This window comes from Nocardia donostiensis, assembly GCF_002081715.1.
GTDB lineage: Bacteria > Actinomycetota > Actinomycetes > Mycobacteriales > Mycobacteriaceae > Nocardia > Nocardia donostiensis.
The window spans coordinates 1-2,648 of record NZ_MUKP01000112.1 but is presented as its reverse complement, the minus strand read 5'-3'; the positions used below and the strand labels follow the sequence as shown (position 1 = coordinate 2,648).

Annotated in this window: 1 protein-coding gene; it reads left to right on the top strand. The window is 65.7% G+C overall.

Annotation, left to right across the window (positions count from 1 at the left end):
• Nucleotides 1-60: 60 nt before the first annotated feature.
• Nucleotides 61-2,648 (top strand): hypothetical protein (locus B0T44_RS26125; protein WP_139795380.1); only part of this gene is annotated, 2,588 nt, incomplete at its 3' end.

Genomic DNA, 2,648 nt, shown 5'->3' with positions numbered 1-2,648 from the left:
CGGCGTCCCGGCGCGGTTCATACCGAGCAGGAACAGCGGACGCTCGCCGCAGCAATATTGGTGAGGTTCCCTGTCCGTGTTGTTCTGCAATCGGCGATCGATCCGGGATTCCTGAGTTCCAGGTTTACTTCGCCCCGATACGTCGACGGAGAGTTCGTCCCAGGGCGGTTCCGCGACCAGCCCACCCAAGACGAAGTAGCTGAGGATGCACATCTCAGCGGCGGCAAGCAGCTGGTCAGCCAGGTGCTGAAGGGGGCGATCGAACCCGACACCGATACGGCTCGTCGGGTGTACGAGGCAGCTGATCGAATCGGCTACTGGTACTCGCCGTACCGTCAGGATCTCGATGCCGAGCAGTTGCGGGCATTGCGGCAGGCAGTCGCCCAGCAGTTGGAGGCCCGCGGCGCAGCTGATTCGGCCCATCCGCGGTCGGATACGCGGGAAGAACGGACAACGAGCGCCGATCCGTCGACGTTCTCGGCTGTGGACTACCGGTTGGGGCCGGACTCGTGGGCGGTGCGCGGTGCTGTGGCGCCGGGCGATCCGGCTGGTGTTGCGGATGTGCTGGATATGGTCGGGGGAAGGGTTCAGTGGAGTTCGGGGCGCCGGCAGTTCGGCCCGGATGTGTGGTACGCCGCTGACCCGAATGGGCGCGTACCGCGCACCGGTACCCAGGGACGCGCTCAGCAGTTGAGGCCGAGCGATGCCGTCGGCGACGGCGTTGTGCTCACGCCGCTGGGGGGTGCCGCGGTAGCCGGGGAGCTCGGCGCGAGGATCGCGATACCGGAAGTATTTCAGCCGGCCTATGCGAGCGTGCTCGTCGAACGGACCGAGGCAGCGGCGGAATTGGCGAAGGCGGCGGCCGAGGCGGGCGCGAATCCGACCGCACTGCGGTCGGATGAGTTCGAACAGGAGTTGGCGGTTACGCGGCAGCGCCTGGATGAACGGGGCGTACCCGCCGCCGAACGCGTCGTCGCCGATATGCGTGCAATAACCCTTCGGTACCGCGAGGTCGCCACCATGGTCCGCCGGTTGGAGGAACTCGGGGGCGTGTCCAAGGCCGCGACGCCGTCGCGGCACCGGCTGTTGACGAATCATGCGGCCGCGGTGCTGAGCCGGCTGGAAGCGGCGCAGAGATTGCGGGCGGACGCCGCGGCGACGGGTGCTGAATCGGTGCCGCTGAGCGGTTACTCGGAAGCCGCGGAAGCGGTTCGTCGGTGGGAGCGAGCCATCACCGAGCACGAGGCCGTGGTGGCGGGTCGGGTGAGCAGCGCCGATCCGAGTACATCCAGGCAAGTGCGCGAGATCCGAAGTTTGTCCGCAGGCACGAGGGAAGTGACCGTGCGGTTCGGCTGGGGTGAGGCTCGCACCGTGGAGGCGGCGGCGTCGGCGTTGGGTGAGACCCTGCGGGAGTGGGGCTGGCACGACCAGCACCGGATCACCGCGGCGACGGAGACGGCGCGAATCGCGGCACTCGACGCATTGCGGTTCATCAGGGACTTCCCCGCGGTGACGGAGCTGAGCCAGTTCGGTAGCCAGGAGGGGCTGCCCGGAATGATGGCCGGTTCACGCCCCGACGGCGAGGTGGACCACACTTTCATTCGCTCGATGCTGCTGCCGCGAGTGCAATTGACGGTCCGATTGTCGTCGAACCCCGAAATTCGATCCCTGCACATCTCGGTCGAATGCGATCAATTCCGCGCGGTGGGGCCGTTGGACGAAACCCTTCTTCGACGGCTGGACGAAATTGTTCCGCAGCACAGTGCCGCGGCGGTCGGCGAAGATGTCTTCCAATCATTGGCGGCTGCCGCCCGGTGGGGTGTCGAATCCCATGGGGAAGTCTGGGCGAGTTTCGAAGAGGCGCGTCTCGTGGACGAGTCGCCGGGGCCCGGCGACGGTATGGTCGAGTCACCAGACCAGGCGAACCAGGATTTCGAGGCCAAAAAACGGTTGGTCGAACGACTGTACGACGAACATCATGTGCGGCTGCTGGGGTGGGAGGGTTCGGACTTCCCGGTGGAGTCGGTGGCATCCGCCGTCCGTAATATGCGTGATTTGATCGCGGAATACAAAGGCAGGCATAAACTTCGAGAAGTTCGTTTCGTCGATGAAAACTACCTGCGTACCATTGATCCGCTGAATTCTTCGGCGCTGACCTATTACTGCGGTACCCGTTATATCGGGCCGAACGAGAACTACTATGCGGTTGTCGCGATCGACCGAAGGTCGGCGGTGGATCCGGAATGGGCGTCGGAGACCTTGCAGCGTTCGCGCGAGGCCGGCTGGTGGGGCTGGGCACCAGGGGACATCCTCTCCGCCATCCTGCGGCACGAGTTCCGCCACGTGGTGGATCAGTCCCGCGGAATCACCAGATCCGGCAGCAGAGTCGGAGATCGGCTGAAGGCGGCCCATGAGGTCTATCGCGTCAGTGGTTTGCCCTCGGTGGCCGAGACCTCCGATATCTGGGTGGCCGGGCTGCCACGCTATGCCTTTATCGGCGGCGACCCCGCGAGGGGACTGGACGACAAGGAGACGCTGGCAGAAGGTGGCCTGGCCGGGGCATCGGACCCGACGCTGCCGTTGACCGACCCGGCGCGGGTAGTGCACGGACTGACGCATCGACTCGACCCGGTGGAGTACGCGCGGAC